This is a genomic window from Dehalococcoidia bacterium, assembly GCA_021295915.1.
GTDB lineage: Bacteria > Chloroflexota > Dehalococcoidia > Lucifugimonadales > UBA1123 > VXRN01.
Genome location: JAGWBK010000042.1, coordinates 22,148 through 38,145, shown reverse-complemented (window position 1 = coordinate 38,145; position 15,998 = coordinate 22,148). Strand labels below are relative to the sequence as shown.

The 15,998-nt window shown below is 59.9% G+C and carries 19 protein-coding genes; 15 read left to right on the top strand and 4 right to left on the bottom strand.

Going from position 1 to position 15,998, the window contains the following annotated elements:
- Positions 1–75: 75 nt before the first annotated feature.
- The gene (locus tag J4G14_11890) at positions 76–315 is read right to left on the bottom strand and encodes a response regulator (protein ID MCE2458497.1); all 240 of its coding nucleotides are present in this window, start codon (positions 313–315) and stop codon (positions 76–78) included.
- Between the two features lie 310 nt (positions 316–625).
- On the opposite strand from J4G14_11890, the gene J4G14_11885 reads away from it, so the two are divergent.
- From J4G14_11885 to J4G14_11835, 11 genes are all read left to right on the top strand, one after another.
- Complete coding sequence (locus J4G14_11885) at positions 626–994, top strand: VOC family protein (protein MCE2458496.1); 369 nt, start codon at positions 626–628, stop codon at positions 992–994.
- A gap of 582 nt (positions 995–1,576) precedes the next feature.
- Positions 1,577–3,262: an ABC transporter substrate-binding protein gene (locus J4G14_11880; GenBank protein MCE2458495.1), complete on the top strand. Its 1,686-nt coding sequence runs from the start codon at positions 1,577–1,579 to the stop codon at positions 3,260–3,262.
- A gap of 33 nt (positions 3,263–3,295) precedes the next feature.
- On the top strand, positions 3,296–4,243 hold the full coding sequence (locus J4G14_11875; GenBank protein ID MCE2458494.1) for an ABC transporter permease: 948 nt from the start codon (positions 3,296–3,298) through the stop codon (positions 4,241–4,243).
- Positions 4,244–4,281: 38 nt separating this feature from the next.
- Positions 4,282–5,124, top strand: coding sequence for an ABC transporter permease (locus tag J4G14_11870; GenBank protein MCE2458493.1), 843 nt, complete (start codon positions 4,282–4,284; stop codon positions 5,122–5,124).
- A gap of 196 nt (positions 5,125–5,320) precedes the next feature.
- A complete protein-coding gene (locus J4G14_11865) occupies positions 5,321–6,154 on the top strand; it encodes a class I SAM-dependent methyltransferase (protein ID MCE2458492.1) in 834 nt (277 codons plus the stop codon).
- A 118-nt stretch (positions 6,155–6,272) separates the two neighbouring features.
- Positions 6,273–6,404, top strand: a complete 132-nt coding sequence (locus J4G14_11860; GenBank protein ID MCE2458491.1) for a redoxin domain-containing protein — start codon at positions 6,273–6,275, stop codon at positions 6,402–6,404.
- Positions 6,405–6,407: 3 nt separating this feature from the next.
- Positions 6,408–6,737, top strand: a complete 330-nt coding sequence (locus J4G14_11855; protein MCE2458490.1) for a redoxin domain-containing protein — start codon at positions 6,408–6,410, stop codon at positions 6,735–6,737.
- A gap of 81 nt (positions 6,738–6,818) precedes the next feature.
- A complete protein-coding gene (locus tag J4G14_11850) occupies positions 6,819–7,319 on the top strand; it encodes a hypothetical protein (protein MCE2458489.1) in 501 nt (166 codons plus the stop codon).
- Between the two features lie 206 nt (positions 7,320–7,525).
- Positions 7,526–7,735, top strand: a complete 210-nt coding sequence (locus tag J4G14_11845) for a hypothetical protein (protein MCE2458488.1) — start codon at positions 7,526–7,528, stop codon at positions 7,733–7,735.
- Between the two features lie 175 nt (positions 7,736–7,910).
- Positions 7,911–8,234 carry an aspartyl protease family protein gene (locus J4G14_11840; GenBank protein ID MCE2458487.1) on the top strand — a complete coding sequence of 108 codons (324 nt, stop codon included), beginning with the start codon at positions 7,911–7,913 and terminating at the stop codon, positions 8,232–8,234.
- A 106-nt stretch (positions 8,235–8,340) separates the two neighbouring features.
- Entirely contained in the window at positions 8,341–8,895 is a 555-nt protein-coding gene (locus J4G14_11835) for a GNAT family N-acetyltransferase (protein MCE2458486.1), read from the top strand.
- Positions 8,896–9,995: 1,100 nt separating this feature from the next.
- On the opposite strand, the gene J4G14_11830 is transcribed toward J4G14_11835, so the two are convergent.
- Positions 9,996–10,745, bottom strand: a complete 750-nt coding sequence (locus J4G14_11830; GenBank protein ID MCE2458485.1) for a glucose 1-dehydrogenase — start codon at positions 10,743–10,745, stop codon at positions 9,996–9,998.
- A gap of 156 nt (positions 10,746–10,901) precedes the next feature.
- On the opposite strand from J4G14_11830, the gene J4G14_11825 reads away from it, so the two are divergent.
- The 4 genes from J4G14_11825 to J4G14_11810 all read left to right on the top strand — a co-directional run bounded on the left by J4G14_11825 (position 10,902) and on the right by J4G14_11810 (position 14,736).
- A complete protein-coding gene (locus tag J4G14_11825; protein ID MCE2458484.1) occupies positions 10,902–12,077 on the top strand; it encodes an amidohydrolase/deacetylase family metallohydrolase in 1,176 nt (391 codons plus the stop codon).
- A 31-nt stretch (positions 12,078–12,108) separates the two neighbouring features.
- Positions 12,109–12,897 carry an enoyl-CoA hydratase/isomerase family protein gene (locus tag J4G14_11820; protein MCE2458483.1) on the top strand — a complete coding sequence of 263 codons (789 nt, stop codon included), beginning with the start codon at positions 12,109–12,111 and terminating at the stop codon, positions 12,895–12,897.
- 2 nt (positions 12,898–12,899) lie between these two features.
- On the top strand, positions 12,900–14,096 hold the full coding sequence (locus J4G14_11815; protein ID MCE2458482.1) for a CoA transferase: 1,197 nt from the start codon (positions 12,900–12,902) through the stop codon (positions 14,094–14,096).
- Positions 14,097–14,187: 91 nt separating this feature from the next.
- Positions 14,188–14,736 carry a Uma2 family endonuclease gene (locus J4G14_11810; GenBank protein MCE2458481.1) on the top strand — a complete coding sequence of 183 codons (549 nt, stop codon included), beginning with the start codon at positions 14,188–14,190 and terminating at the stop codon, positions 14,734–14,736.
- Positions 14,737–14,749: 13 nt separating this feature from the next.
- On the opposite strand, the gene J4G14_11805 is transcribed toward J4G14_11810, so the two are convergent.
- On the bottom strand, positions 14,750–15,343 hold the full coding sequence (locus J4G14_11805) for a DUF4276 family protein (protein MCE2458480.1): 594 nt from the start codon (positions 15,341–15,343) through the stop codon (positions 14,750–14,752).
- A gap of 5 nt (positions 15,344–15,348) precedes the next feature.
- The coding region (locus J4G14_11800; GenBank protein ID MCE2458479.1) for an ATP-binding protein at positions 15,349–15,998 on the bottom strand (650 nt) is incomplete at its 5' end.

The following is a 15,998-nucleotide window of genomic DNA, read 5'->3' as shown; positions in this document are numbered from 1 at the left end:
AGAATCGTCAGACAGATAACGAGTCAGACCGGCAAAAGTAGTTGGCGCTAAACCGGCAAGAATAGTTGACGTTGATCACGCTCCCATGTCGAAGGCCCTGGCGACGGTCTCGTCCTGGCCGTACACCGAGATGAAGATGACCGGCACGTCCGCCGCCTTGCGGACCTTGTCCATCAGCTCGATGCCGTCGGTCCCCGGCAGGACGAGGTGGGGCTTCTCCTCCGCCATGAGGCGGGGCACATCGGCAGGATCGCTGGTGGCGATGGGCGCGTAGCCCACTGTGCCTGCGTGCGGCCTCCAAGCAAAAAGATACAAGGATTATACACCAGATTACACAAAAGAGATGGGGAGTACGACCTGGACATTCTCAGGGACCTGGCAGACGCCACTGGCGGTGCCGCATACGCTGCCGATACGGAGAACCTTGCAGGTCTCTACCAGCTTTTCTCCACGATATTTGAGACTGAACCATGAGTGCGAAGGCAGTACCGCTACCTGAACCTGTAGGCGCCAAGCCATGCTGCCTTGCACTTACGAGGAAAGGCTAAGCGTCATCATCTGCCTGCTGCGGTCACATCAACTACCATGTAGATGCTACATACACACGAACATGGGAGATGACACGATGACCGAACAATCCGGGCCGATTGGAACGCTGACTAACGTCGGCATAGACGTTGCCGATCTCGAGCGAGCGGAGGCGTTCTACTCGGTGCTGCTGGGCGTCGAGCGGGACTGGGCGTTCGAACAGTATGTCGGCTTCAAGCCGCTGCCCAGCGGCGTGGGCCTCTATCTCCAGAGGGTCCCCGATGAGAAGATCAGCAAGACCCGGGTACACATGGACGTGACGGTGCCGAACGTGGCGGCTGCGATGGTGAGAGTAGAGGCCATCGGGGGAAGGGTGCTCAGGGACTTCATCGAACCGGATGAGGGACTCGCCGTAGTCGCCGACCCGGACGGCAACGAGTTCTGCCTGATCCGCCCGCAGGGGTAGCCTGCAGCTCCAGAGAGTCACTGCTAAGCCGGACTCTACCTGCGCCATCAGGGGCCACCAGGCCCTGTTGACTGCCGTCGTTGTCTGAACGGCGACGGTCCTAGGTCAGCCTGTCCCCGATTAGTAGGCGGACACAAGGGCAACCGTCCTTCGACAAGCTCCCTTCGACAAGCTCAGGGCGAACTGATGCGGGCAAGATGCCCGCGCTCCAACTTGGGTGCCTACTAATCTGGGACAGGTTCGCCTTCAGATGGGTGCTTGATTGCCATTACTCGATTCAAGTACAATCCTCGGCGAGCATTCTATGATAGTTAGTATCACTACGGTTAGCCAGAGGTGAGTCTGACTGATGGTCTTTGAGACTGCTGAACATCCTGCACACGGGTCTAGTATGGACCAGTTGTGGGGCTATTCGTGGATTGCCCTAGTTAGAGGCTTAGCTTCACAGAGTACTATTGCCTCTTTGGTGGCGATAGCACGAGCAATCTCCGCCCCTCTTACTGCGAGTGAGGTTCTCCGTACCCTCTCCAGTGAGACCATATTGAGAGTGTATATCATGTTATGGAAAGGAATCGAAAGACGATGAACACGACGATGATGCACAGGGTAATCGCCCCGTGCATTGCAATAGCGTCACTCTTCCTGATTGTCGCAGCCTGCGGCGAGACCGAAACCGAACCTGCTACGTCGGCGTCCCAGCCGGCAGCTGCGGTCGCGACCCATCAGCCCGCTGCGGCCCCCGCCGCGCCGGCAGCCGCTCCCGCGGTGGCTACTCCGACAGCTGTTACCCAGGCGGCGGCTCCCATGAGTGAGTCCGGGCCGACCAAGTTCACAGTAGCCGCTCCGTTCGCGCCGTCGAACAATGGCGCCATCGAGACGGACGACTCTTTCCTTCTGTCGAGGGCAGGCGTAACCGAAACGTTGATCAGGATCGACTTCGACGGGCAGGTGAAGCCGTACCTGGCGGAGTCCTGGAGCCTGCGGGACGACAGTGCGTGGGAGTTCGAGCTTCGTGAAGACGTGAGCTTCCATGACGGTGCGCCTTTCAACGGCGAGTCGGTCGTAGAGGCGCTGAGCTACCTGCACGGCGTCCCGAATCCTCCCAGGGGATTCACTTCGGACACGCTGGAGAGCGTTGAGGCGGTGGAGTCTCATAAGGTGGTCATCAGGAGCGGCGCCCTTGACGTGCTGCTACCCACCAGGCTGGCCGGTCCGACCACGGCGATTCTCGCCGATGGAGCGTACGAGAGCCGCGGCGACGGCCCTCCTAGTCCCGTCAGCGCGGGTACGGGGCCATTCGTAGTAGAAGACAAGATCTCAATCAAGAGTCTCGCCGTCGCCAGGAACGAGGACTACTGGGATGGAGTAGCGGCCATCGACGCTGGAGAGGTCCTGTATGTCTCCGATGGACTGGTGAGATCCGCGATGCTGGAAACGGGCGAGGCCGACTTCGTGCGTCACCTCCCGGTCTCACAGCTCCCTCTCTTCGAGGATAGCGGTGAGTTCGTCGTTCACAGGGACCAGCAGCCACGGACCGTCACGCTGTACATAAACAACAGGAAGGGTCCGTTCTCAGACGTAAATATCCGAAAGGCTGCGCAGCACGCGGTTGACCGGCAGGCCATCGTGGACTCGGTGCTCGAGGGCGTTGGTGAGCCCGCCGTCGGCCCGTTTGCTCCGGCGGAGGCGTGGGTGAACTCCGGTCTGGCCCCCTACGAGTTCGACCCGCAAGCCTCCAAGGAGCTGCTTGCCGAGGCCGGATACGATGAGGGCGAGCTCAAAGTGTCCATCTGGACGTATCCCAGCCGCGCGGAGTTCCCGGCGATGTCCGTAGCCATTCACGAGATGCTTAACGAGGCGGGATTCAACGCGGAGATCAGGCTTGCACCGTACGGCGCGCTGGTGGACGACGTGTTCGCAGGCAACTTCGATATGTTCCTGGTTTCCAGGGGACACCTCATCGACGCGTACGACCCTGAGGGATTCTTCACAGCAGACTACTCCTGTGAGTCCATGGACGTCAGCAACTACAGCAACTACTGCAATGCTGAGGTGGACGCGCTGCTCGAACAGGCGCGACCGCTGAGCGACTCCCAGGCCAGGTATGAAATCTATCGTGAGATACAGAACATACTCCACGAAGAGGCGGCCACCGTCTTCATCAACTACACCGACCAGGTCTTCGCGTACGGCAACCACGTGCTCAACTGGCAGCCGCACCTTCTTGAGTACTACATGATGACACCTCAGCTTGATATCTCGCAGTAGAGAGCAGCCTCAGATGAAGGGGAAGGGAGAACCGTGTACAGGCTGATCCTGCGTCGGCTGCTTCTCCTTCCCCTCATCGTGGCGGTCGTTTCGTTCCTGATCTTTCTGACGCCCCTGATAAGCGGGATCGACCCGGCGACGGCGGTGCTGCAGGCGCAGGTGCTGGACAGACAGCCAACCCCTGAGGCGGTTGAGCGCCTGAAGAGCGAGCTTGGTCTTGAACGCCCACTCCTGGTCCAGTACGCGGGCTGGCTCTGGAGGGTCGCCCAGGGCGATATGGGACGGTCGTTCATGGGGCGAGTACCCGTCAGCGAGAGGGTGTTCGATGGACTGAAGGTCTCTGCCGTACTGAGCGTCGTTACTCTCGCCATTTCACTCGGAATCGCGCTGCCCGTTGGGATAGTGGCAGCCATGAAACCCGGGACACTCCTGGATACGCTCGTTTCCGTGGTCTCACAGACGGGTGTGGTGGTGCCGTCGTACCTTCTGGGACCCGCGCTGATACTGGTGTTTGGCGTGCAACTTGGCTGGCTCCCGTCTGCAGGCTGGCGAGGACCCGAGTATCTTGTCCTGCCGGCCCTCACACTCGCCGCTGCCCCGACCGCCTTCTTCGCCCACGTCGTACGCGCGTCCATGCTTGAAGCTCTTTCCATGGAGTACATGCGGACAGCAAGGGCGAAGGGGCTGGGAGAGGGCGTGCTGGTGCGGAGACACGCCCTTAGGAACGCGCTGATTCCGGTCGTTACGGTCTCCAGCATGTGGCTGGCGGGCCTGATCGGTGGAGCGCTGATCGTGGAGGTCATCTTCTCGGTGCCCGGAATCGGCAGGGTGCTGTTCGACGCCATCAACGCCAGCGACCTTCCGCTCATACAGGCGAGCCTGATGATGATTGTCGTATTTGCAGTCGTGATCAATACCGCCACGGACGTCATCTACGTCGTGCTGAATCCGGCTATACGGCTCCAGGGCGCTGGTCGATAGTGAAGCTCATGCGTGTGAGGATATTCGAGAGAACACCTTTGAAGGCGGTGACGGGGCCGCTGACCACCCTGAGGATACGTCGCAGGTCCTTGTCGGTGCTCCTGCCCCTGGCGATCCTGGGCATCATTAGCTTAGTTGCGCTCTTCGCGCCAAGCCTGATTGCGTACCCGGCGAACGAGCAGGTCCTCTCCGACAGGCTTGATCTTCCGAGTGCGGAGCACCTGCTTGGGACGGACCACCTCGGCAGAGACGTGCTGTCGCGCCTGCTCATGGGGAGCCGGTTCTCGCTGACCATAACCACGGTCTCGGTACTGATCTCAGGCATATTCGGCACACTGGTCGGGGCCATGTCAGGCAGGGCGGGCGGTCTTGTGGACGAAGTGGTCATGCGCGTGGTGGACGTGGTACTCGTCTTTCCGGAGCTCGTCGTGGCGTTTGCGCTCGCGTCGCTTCTCAAGCCAAGCTTTGCGACCATCGTCCTCGCGGTGACCATATTTGCCTGGACGCCCTACGCCCGTCTCGCGAGGGCGATTACGCTGGAGGTCAACACCCGCGAATTCATGGAAGCGGCGACTGCACTGGGATCCACGCCCGCCTTCACACTTCGACGGCACGTGCTCCCAAATATCATGGGGCCTATACTAGCGATGGGATTTCTCAGGTTCGGACAGATGCTGATAGCGATCGCCGGTCTCTCGTACCTTGGAGTGGGCGCCCAGCCACCGACCCCCGACTGGGGTGCGATGCTGGCAGAGGCCCAGCCGTACATGCGCCGCGTGCCGTCGCTTACTCTGATACCCGGAGCGGCCATCTTTGTAACGGCCCTGAGTGTGACCCTGCTGGGACAGAGCCTCATGCTTCGCACCCAGCTGCGCGCCTAACAGAAAACCCCCTCTCCCTAAGGGCTGAGAGGGGTAGGTAAACCAATAATTCGTTCGTCACCGGATCAAGTCCGGCGCAGGCTCTGAGCTTGTCGAAGGACACCCCCGGCCACTGGATTCCGGCTTTCGCCGGAACGACGAAGTAACGCGAAGGATTCCCCGTTAACCCGATTGAAGCTTATTAGAGGTGAAAACAATGAAATCAGCGATTGAGTCCTGGCGTGAGCAGATACTGAAGTTTGACCGTGAGATGGAGGCGCGGCGCGGAAGCGGGCACGGACATGGCCACGGCCGTCCTGTGTACGCCTCCAGGCCCCTGGACCCGTATCGGACCGACGACCCTGTGGTCAACGGACTGTTCGAGCTCGTTGGGAAGGACACAGAGGTCCTGGACGTCGGCGGAGGGGCGGGTCGACTGGCCCTGCCGCTGGCAACGCGCGCCAGGCGTGTGACGGTTGTCGATCCGTCCGAGGACTCTGTGGAGTTGCTGAAGACCCGCATTGCGGAGGCCGGGCTGACCAACATCACGGTCATCAACGAGGGGTGGGAAGACGCCGATGTGCCGCCAGCAGACCTCGTGCTGTGCTCGCTGGTGCTTCATCACCAGCTCGAGGCCGTGTCCTTCGTGGAGAAGATGCAGGAGCACACCAGGGACCGGGTGGTGGTACTGGAGATGATGCAGACTCCGGGGGCTGTCGACAGGCCATTCCATGAGCGAGTATTCGGCGCGGCGCGGACACCCCTGCCTGGGCTCCCGAAGCTCCTGGCTCTACTCTGGGAGATGGAGATATTTCCAGATGTCTCCATGTTCAGCCCCGTGACCCCCGTGCTGGAAACGGACCGAGACTCTGTGTCGGAGTATATGCGGCGGCGCCTGTCCGTGGAGGAAGGCACGGAGGAGGACGAGCGGCTGCAGGTCGCGATGGAAGAGCTGCTGGAAGACATCCCTGAGGGAATCACCGTCCGCGGCGTAGCGCCACACCGCCAGGCGATGATCACATGGCAGCCCTTAGGGGCTTTCGGATCTTAAGCAGTCTGCTTCCCCCACCCACCCACCCTTTGAACTTATTCGGGAAATGGTACAGAATTGGGCCATAAGCCATAGCCGGTTAACGACCGGCAGCCTCGAATGACATAAGAGGGATCTCATGCTGGAAGTTGGAACTGCAGCACCTGACTTCACTGCCTCCCAGGTGACTGGGGGCGAATTCACACTATCGGACTTGTGGGGCTCGAACGTCGTCCTCTACTTCTTCCTCAGGGCTTTCACCCGGGGTTGAAACCTGGAGACGAGGGAGTTTGTAGAACTCCAGAGAGAGTTCGAGTCAACGAACACCGTGACAGTTGGCCTCAGCACTGACAGGCTGGAACGCCTGACGAGGTTCAGAGAGGCCCAGGGTGTTACGTTTCCACTGGTCAGCGACCGCAGGGGAAACGTGGCTCGGCTGTTCGACGTGAGGCGGAGGTTCGGGCTGGGCACGTCCAGGTCAACCTACGTCATAGACACGGAGGGCGTGATCCGGGACGCCTATCACAACGAGCTATCCATGTGGCGACACGCACACAGAGCGCTGGCCTGGATCAAATCCGTCCAACAGGGAAGGCCGGACTAGCGTCCAAGCCTGTCGATGGAACAAGGCGGCGTCGCCGTTCGTCTTTACCTTCGAAGACGAGATAACATTCGGAGGTAAGCCATGGACTCGAATTCGGTTTTTGTGACGGCCATTCTGCTGAGCGCAGCCCTCATGCTGTTGGCGGTAGTCGCGTGCGCAGAGGAGTATGTCCCTCCCACACCGATGCCACCTGCGCCACCCGCGCCTGCACCCACGGCGGTCGCTACTGAAGTCGCGGCCCCAGTCAGGAGACCGCCACCGCCTCCACCAACTCCCACCCTCGAAGAGAGAAGACTCCAGACTCCAACGGACTTCGGCAGCAACACGCGGGTAGTGGATGGAGATATCCAAGTGTGGCACGTGCCTCACTGCCCGCCGGTCCCTCCCGCCTCCTGGGTGGCGCCGATCATCCTGACTCATCTCGTTCCGCCCTACTCGTATCTGTACCTGAACCGGGACGGTTCGGTTCTAGAATCGCCCGCCCCCGATTACCGCACAGACGAAAGCCGAGAACGCTTCGCCGAAGTGCTGGAAGACAGCGCCCTGATGGAGCTCATCCTGACCCGGTTCGAGTGCCCGTGAGGGTCGCGCCGTGAGGACATGGCGCGTCTCCGGATGGCTGCCCATGTTAAAATCAGGCGTGCTAGGCACCTGCCACAGTAGACGGAGTGGTTTAAAGGCCAGTGCAAGGGTGAGGATCAGTCGTGGTTACTTCAAACAGGGATTCAAGCGCTTTCGACTTAGCTACGAAAGGGGATGATTCTGAGCGGTCACACAGGTGGGTCGTGATGCAGAACGACGAGTGCGTGGGCGTGTACGAGAGTCGCGAAGACGCTCTGGCTGCTGCGACAAGGCAGTTCGGCAGAGTACCGGCAGTAGCCTCGAGAGTAGATGATCGTCCTACCGTCATACGTCCGATGTTTGGGGAGATGTCGCAAGTGGACGAACACACGGGAGACATCCCTTTATTTGTATCTGCGCATTCCGTTGTCGAGTAGTCGTCGAACATCGCCTTTGGCAGAGCGACACGGAACGTAACCGCGGGCGATGCCGACGATTAGACTCGAACTGGTGATTCCGGGGCTGTCTTCAAGCGAGGTCCTGGAGCTATATGGGCCCACGTTGCACGTCGCTATTTAAATGGACCCAGGTTCTCAATCCGTTGGCGAAGGGGTGTCCGACCGTTATCCCGCGTTGATAGACACTGGGTCGCGGGTAAGTTGCATTGATGCCACCCTTGCCGAGGAGTTGGGACTGCCAACTGTAGAGGGAGTGCGGCAACAGGTTGCCGGGATACTTGGCAGCGGCGTGGTGGATGTCTACCGGGCTCGGATTTCGATACAGGAATTGAACCTGTCGGTCGTAGGCGACTTTCCTGGGATCCAGCTTGCCGAGGGTGGTCAGCCGTATCGTGCTCTCGTCGGCAGAGACATCCTGAAGTCGTTTACGATGGCATATGACGGTAAGACAGGAGTCGTCAGCCTGAACACCGAATAGTTCCGGTGGTCGGACATTTGCTCTCTTCGTGTAGATGAGACTTCTTTAGGATGTACTGAACTGCCTGTCTCACCTCGAGAAAGCAGGCAATTCTCTGCGAGACAGAATGAGGATACAGATAAGAGCGGCCACCCCGGAAGACGTCGCTTCCATAGCGAGGGTTCACGTTGACTCCTGGCGGTCTACCTATGACGGCATAGTTCCAGCAGAGTACCTGGCTGGGCTTTCATACCAAAGTAGGGAGTCGCTATGGAAAGAGGCGCTCACGACTGATCGACCCGGAACGAGCTACTTCGTTGCTGAAACTCAAGGCGGCGACACTGTCGGCTTCGCAAACTCAGGTCCTGAGCGTGAGGGCGACATCACCTACCGGGGCGAACTCTACGCCATCTACTTACTCGAAGCGTATCAGCACATGGGCCTTGGACGTCGCCTCTTCTCGTCTGTGACGCGGAGATTGCTGTCCGACGGGTTCAACTCGATGCTGCTGTGGGTGCTGGAGGACAATCGTCCCGCCTGCCGATTCTACGAGTCACTGGGAGGTGAGCGAGTCGGCAGGAAGATTGTCACCATCGGTGGGATCGACCTCGTGGAGGTATCCTACGGGTGGAGGGGGATTTTCGACCTTATAGACCTACGCGCCGACGCAGGAAAGCTCTGAGGGGCATAGTGGGGTCTCTCGTCCTATTTGGCTGACGCTATCAATGAGGGCAACCTAACCTTGAGTTGGGACTGTCCTTCGGAGGAAATGTCGCAAGGCTCAACTGACGAACCAGCGATGTGTTCATCGGGAACGACGGCGAATGTTTGAGACTACAGCAGATTTTCTTATGGGCTTTTATTTGAACCCAGTTTACGTTGACGCTCGAAAATTCCGGCCAATAGAATAACCGAGACCCCGACAGGAGTTGCTACAGGTCCCCTTAGGGGAGCCCTAAGCTCTACCACTCTCTTGCCAGGGTCGTTTAGCGGGTGACAGGGAGCCAAGCCATCATGGATTCCCTGCATCTCCCACGTATGCCCATTCTGTTATGGCAAGGATATGGTGTCAAGGCAGATCGGGGCGCGGCTCTTGCAAAGGTAAGTCACACCCTAGATGACATAAACTCGACCCCTGCGGCCCATCGGCACTGATTCCAGCGTGCACGTGGTTGCCCCTGATCCTGTCCCACGGCTACAGACCCGCCGCGAAGACCGGTGCATCGCCACCCCCAAAGCTACGTTGACAGCCCCCAGCCCCTCAAATAGCATACTCAGGGGCAGCCTGCCTTTCCTTGCGGCTCTACGCTTAGAGCTACATTTCGCTTTCAGGCGTGGGTCTGAAACAGGCACTTTAACAATCTGGCCAGAGGAGGTGTAGATTATGGACGGTAGATGGGCAAGATTGACGAGATTGGGCTGGATGCTGACCGTTGCGGGGGTGATCATTATCGCGATTAGCGGATTCCTGACAGGCAACACGGACCTGTTGGGCGATAGCTTTCAGTCCGCTCTCGTAGAGGGTGGACGATCTGATAATCGTGATCGGCGTTGTGACGCTGCTCGTGGGTCTATTCGGTCAGAACATTACTGGACAAGAAGAGTAGTCAAACAGGCGTGCTGCCCCACCGCCAAGTGTCCGCCTCGACTGAATTGAGGCGTCACCGTTGCTCCTGAGACTGTCTGAAGAGTAGCTACAACCTTGCAGGTTGGATTGACTTCCGATAACCGTGTCGGAAGAACCAGCCTGTCCTCCAGCACACACCCCGCCTGTACTCCCCCTCACACCGCCGTCAGGCCCCCATCCACAACCAGCTCTGCTCCCGTAATGTACGACGCCTCGTCGGAGGCCAGGAACAGCACTGCGTTGCCGACCTCCTCGACGCGGCCCCTGCGGCCCATCGGCACTGAGTCCAGGGTGCCGCTTAAGACCTCCTGGTTCCTCGCTGCGGCGGATGAGCGCATCGGCGGCATTGTTCCCGGATGCACGGAGTTGACCCTGATTCCGTCCTGTGCGTACTGGACCGCCGCGGACTTCGTTACGATCCGCACGGCGCCCTTCGACGCGTTGTAACCCATGTGGTTGCCGCTCTGTCCCACGATGCCGCTGATGGACGATATGTTGACGATGGCGCCGCCGGCCTCCTGCATCTGAGGAATCACGCTCTTCATGCCGAGGAACACGCCCTTGGCATTGATGTCCATGAACCTCTCCCAAGCCTCGGTGCTCATAGTGTCATCGTCGTGCGTGCCGCTGATGCCTGCGTTGTTCACGAGGATGTCCAGACTGCCGTAGCGGGCAACCGTCGCCTCGACGGCCTCAGCCCAGTTGGACTCGCTCGTGACGTCGAGCTTCATGAACACCGCATCGCCGCCCGACTCGGCTATCTCCGCCTCCAGCTTGCGGCCCTCGTCTTCGACGATGTCGGCGATGACGACCTTCGCGCCCTCGCGTGCGAATATCCTGCACTCCTCAGCGCCCATGCCGTTCGCGCCGCCCGTGATGATCGCAACCTTGCCTTCAAGTCTCATAGTTCACCTCAGAGTCTTTGCTGTCGCCGATTCTAACACCCCCCGATTGCGCCTGTTTCTGACGCTGATGTACTATCGGCTCTACGGGTGTAGAGCCTGTCCGGCGGAGGCCGGGGCGCGCCCTGGCGGGCTTTAAGCTGATGGAGGTGTGACCAAATGACTGATCTTCTGCTCAAGGGTGGCAGGGTCATCGACCCGTCACAGGGTATCGATGACCAGTTGGATGTGGCAGTCCATGACGGTGCCATATCCCAGGTGTCCTCTAACATCAGACCCGGTCCCGACACCCGCGTCGTCAAGGTCGACGGCAAGCTCGTCGTCCCAGGCATGATCGACCTCCACACACACGTCTACCATGGCGTGAACCAGACCGGCGTGGCCCCCGATCTCGCCGGCGTCTACGCGGGCGTTACCACGGTCGTCGACGCCGGCAGCGCGGGCTGCTACACGTTCGGCGGCTTCCCGGAGCATGTCGTTCCGAAGGTCAAGACGCGCATCGTGTGCATGCTGCATATCTCCAGGGCCGGACTCAACTTCCAGCCCGAGATCGCCGATCGCGACGACATAGACGTCGAAGAGACCGTCCGTGTCATCCAGGCGAATAAGCCGCTGATCCAGGGCGTGAAGGTCCGCGCCGTCGGACCCGCGGTGCCGATCCTCGGCGTCGATATGGTGCGACTCGCCAAGCAGGCTGCGAACGAGGGTGGCGTGCGGCTGATGGTCCACATCGGCGACCGCGGCGTCACCGACGGCCCGACGATCACGCGCGACCTGCTCCCGCTGCTGGAAGAGGGCGACATCATCACGCACCTGTTCACCGGCAATGCGGGCCGCATCCTCGACGACGACGGCAAGGTCGTTCCCGAGATCCTGGAGGCCCAGGAGCGCGGGGTGTTCCTCGACACCGCTCATGGACGGCAGAACTTCAGCTTCGACGTCGCCAGGTCCGCGCTTGAGCAGGGCGTCGTGCCGCGATCCATTAGCACAGACCTCACCATCCCCGGACGACTGAACACGGTTCACAGCCTGACCGAGATGTTGTCCAGGTTCATGGCGCTCGGCTTCAGCCTGCATGACGTGATCCGCATGGCGACCGTCAACCCGGCGAGCGCGCTCGACATGGACGGTAGTCTGGGCAGTCTCGCTGTCGGACGAGAGGCGGACATCAGCGTGCTTGAAGAGCACACCGGCAACTGGCAGTTCCACGACACCGAGGGCGGGACCATCACCGGAGACAAGGCGCTGACCCCGGTGCTAACCGTCAAGTCCGGCGAGGTCTTCATATCCGAGTGGGGCCCCCACCCCTGGGGCTGGCTCCCAGAGCTGGCGTGAATCACGAACAAGAGCGGAGAAACAAACATACATGACAGAAGACATCCTCTTATCTACTGGTGACGGTATTGCGACCGTCACGTTCAACCGCCCCGACCAGCGCAACGCCATTAGCTATCATGGGTGGCTGGAGTTGCGACGCGTCGCCGTCGAGCTTGAGCACGACTCCGACGTCAAAGTGGTCGTCTTCACCGGCGCGGGCGATGCGGCGTTCTCGGCAGGTGCCGACATCAAGGACTTCGAGTCGTACCGCAACAACTCGACGATGGCCAAGGTCTACTCTGAAGCGTTCGACGGCGCGATGGATGCAGTCGAGGCCATCTCCAAGCCCACGATCTCGCTCATCAGGGGCTTCTGCGTAGGCGGCGGATGCGAGCTGTCGACGGCTACCGACATCCGAATCGCAGCCGACAACAGCCGGTTCGGTATCCCCGTGGCGCGATTGGGCATACTGGTCGGCTACAACGAGATGCGCCGGCTCGTCAGGCTCGTCGGCCCTGGCAACGCCTCGTACATCCTGCTGTCGGCGCGGCTCATCGACGCTCAGGAGGCTCATCGCATCGGCCTGATAACGCAGGTCGTACCGACCGAGGAAGTCTCCGAGGTCGCCTACGGACTCGCCAAGGAGATGGCGCCGCTCGCGCCGCTGTCGCAGGCGAGGCACAAGCAGATTCTGCAGACCGTCCTCGACAACCCCGCCGTGGAGTTCCTGACCGAGGAAGAAGAACACCTGCCGTTCACCAACTTCGACAGCGAGGACTTCCACGAAGGCCGCGCAGCGTTCGTCGAACGGCGGACACCTATGTTCAAGGGACGGTAGCCATGACCCAGACGCTGCCACTTCAGGGTGTGAAGGTGCTCGACCTTACGCAGATTATGGCTGGGCCGTACTGCACGATGATGCTCGCCGACATGGGCGCCGACGTCGTGAAGGTCGAGAAGCCTAACGGCGGAGACGACACCCGACGCATGGGCCCGCCGTTCATCGAGGGCGAGTCCGCGGCTTTCCTCGGCATCAACCGAAACAAGCGCAGCATCGTGATCGACCTCAGGTCCGATTCCGGACGCGAGCTAGCGCAGCGAATGGCACGAGAGTCGGACGTCCTGGTGCAGAACTTCAGGCCGGGCTCGCTTGACCGGATGGGACTTGGCTACGAGCAGGTGCGCGAGATCAACCCGGCAATCGTGTACTGCACCATCTCGGGCTTCGGCGCGACCGGGCCCTACGCGCAGCGCGGCGGCTTCGATCTCGTCACACAGGGCATGAGCGGTCTGATGAGCGTTACCGGCCACGCTGACGGCCCACCGGCCAAGGTCGGCGTCCCGATCTGCGACCTCAACGCTGGCATGTTCGGCGCGATCGGCATATTGGCTGCGTACATCAACCGCCTCAGGACAGGGCAGGGGCAGCACGTGGACACGTCGCTGCTGGAGGGCGGTATCGCCTACACATTCTGGGAGTCGGCGATGTACTTCGCCACCGGCGAGGTCCCCGAGCCCAAGGGCAGCGCGCACCGCTTGACGGCTCCGTACCAGGCGTTCGAGACATCGGACGGGTACGTCAACATCGGCGCGGCGAACCAGGCTAACTGGGAGCGCCTCTGCGTCGCCATCGGCTGCGACGAGCTTGTGACCGATCCTCGTTTCGTCGAACCCAGAGACCGCATGGTCAACATCGACGAGCTGGTGTCCACGCTCGACGCGATCTTCTCCCAGCAGTCGTCGGACCACTGGCTGGAAAAGCTGGCAAATGCCGGGGTCCCAGCAGGCCCGATTTACGACCTCGACGAGGTATATTCCGACCCGCAGGTGCAGGCGCGGGAGATGATGGTCGAGACCGACCACCCCGTCGCTGGCCGCGTCAAGAACATCGGCATACCGATCAAGCTCTCCGAAACGCCGGGCCAGTTCCAGCGACCCGCCCCAGCCCTCGGCCAGCACACCAACGAGGTGCTGACCGACCTCGGCTGCTCACCCGACGATATCGAGAAGCTGCGCGGCGAGGGGATCGTGGCATAGGCTTCATGCTCCCGCTATCGGCCTTCCCAAACCGCTCCACTGGACTGACATGTCGATAGCTGACATATACTAAAGGTGGTAGAGGTGTGAGATGGCGACCACTGGGAAACTGATGACAGCCGAAGAATTCGTGAGGATACCCGATGATGGCCATCGGTATGAACTGATCAGGGGAGAACCGAGAAAGGTGGCGGCTGCGAGCTTTGACCATGGAGTGTACGCAAGCCGTATCGTAGAAACGCTGCTCCCATACGTCAGGAGCAACCGACTCGGCGAAGTACCCCTCACAGAGCCGGGGTTCTTGCTGGGAACAGACCCTGACCATGTACGCATCCCGGACGTCGGCTTCGTGAGACAGGAGCGCATAGATGCTGCCGAGCGTCCGTTCGTTTTCTTTTCTGGCGCGCCGGACCTAGTGGTTGAAGTCGTATCTCCTAACGACCGCTACACCGATGTCGACGTTAAGGTAGGCGAATGGCTTGAAGCAGGCGCCAGTCTGGTGATTGTGGTGAACCCGCGCAATAGCACGGTCCAGGTGCATTCGTCTGAAGGCACGAATACGTTGACTGAAGCGGACACGCTGTCCGGCGGCGCTGTGGTGGAGGGGTGGAGTATGTCAGTGGCGGATATATTTTCGTAGATCGTAGTGCCCATTACTCCAGCGAGACTGGTGATGGGCCGTTCTCGACCTCTTGCAGGAATCGGTTGAAGCTTGGACTACGCGAACTGATGGTTTGAGCGTTCAGACTCTGCGCGATCTCTTCGGAGATCAGAGCGGTGTAGAAGTTGTCACCCAACAGATGTTTCAGATGAAGCTTTGGGTTTTGAATCTCGTCGGGACTTGAAGCATCGACGCTCCCCAAGGCTCTTCCGATGTAATCTCTCAGGTTTGCAGCATCGGCGAAATACCACGATTCAAGATGCCACTGCGCGTATGCGTATTGAACACTTGGACCGAATCCACTACCGAGACGATTCGATAGCTCGACTCTGAGCGGGCCAAGTATGTCGTCGGGGTCTTGTCCGTCAGCATCAACGAGAATTACATACTTGTCTGGCGGGAAACCGTCGAAATCATATAACAAGGACTGTATCAGCGAATAGGCTACAGAAACCCTGAGTGGTCTGTTCCCGGGTGGTATGCGAACGGTTACGTCAATGTCCCGATCTCGGAAGTGTGCCAAGAGATGTGGCAGCGCACGCCGCTCTGTCTCGCCTGAGGCGATAACCACTACATGCTTCGTCACTTAGGTTAGCCCCCGAACCCCCTGGTTTCGTGGTATTCCCCGAGACCAAAGCCCGAAGCGTCCAGTGCCTTCCTTACGCCTTCTGGGTTCTTCTCTCTAGTTATGACAGTTCCCAATTGTTCATCACGTCGCACTATGTTTACCGTAGATGGATCGTCTAGGAAGTCGAGGAGCAGTGGTGAGTGGGTGGTCAGCATGATCTGGACTCGCTTCCGCGCGTCGAGTAAGTGCTCGACCAAAGAGGATAGAGCGGCAGGGTGAACGTAGTTCTCAGGCTCCTCTATTCCAATTAGAGATCCGCTTGGCTGTCCGTAAAGCGCAGTCATCAGTGCCAGGATACGCAGTGTGCCACTGGATATGCTCCACTGGTTCACTGGAGACATGAGTCCTGGTTCATCTTGTGTGAAATAGAAGCGGTCTTCGAACTGCCTGATTTCGATCCTGGCGGGGAGGCCTACGATCGAACGCGTCGCAGATACGATTTTCTCAAAGACGTCTGGAGACGAATTCGAGAGATCGTGAAGAGTCTTTCCCAGATTTCGCCCATGCGTGTCGAAGCTACCTAAACCCGTAGTACTCCAGTCGTTGCGCAGAACCAACGGGCTCGGGTCGAAGAACCCCCACCGTCCGACAAACTCAGCGACTTCCCGTGCTG